Source organism: Streptomyces aureus, assembly GCF_000725495.1.
Lineage (GTDB): Bacteria > Actinomycetota > Actinomycetes > Streptomycetales > Streptomycetaceae > Streptomyces > Streptomyces aureus_B.
Genome location: NZ_JNZD01000097.1, coordinates 1 through 319, shown reverse-complemented (window position 1 = coordinate 319; position 319 = coordinate 1). Strand labels below are relative to the sequence as shown.

Below are 319 nucleotides of genomic sequence, written 5' to 3'. Positions count from 1 at the left end.
CTACCTGTCGAAGTTCACCGCCTACCTCCAGCAGCTGGACATGGAGTCCAACGGCAAGTCGGTGGACCGCGACGGCCAGCCGGTGGAGTGGGGGACCGGGCCGGTGGTGTGGGGCACGCCGGGCACCAACGGGCAGCACGCCTACTACCAGTTGATCCACCAGGGCACGAAGCTGATCCCGGCCGACTTCATCGGCTTCGCCAACCCGGTCGGTGAGCTGAGCGACGGGCTCGCGGCCCAGCACGACCTGCTGATGGCGAACTTCTTCGCCCAGACCCAGGCGCTGGCGTTCGGCAAGACCCCCGACGAGGTCCGCGCC

1 pseudogene is annotated in these 319 nt (G+C 68.7%); it reads left to right on the top strand.

Annotated elements, in window-relative coordinates:
- A pseudogene (locus IO36_RS36130) lies at positions 1-319 on the top strand (glucose-6-phosphate isomerase); the annotation flags it as partial.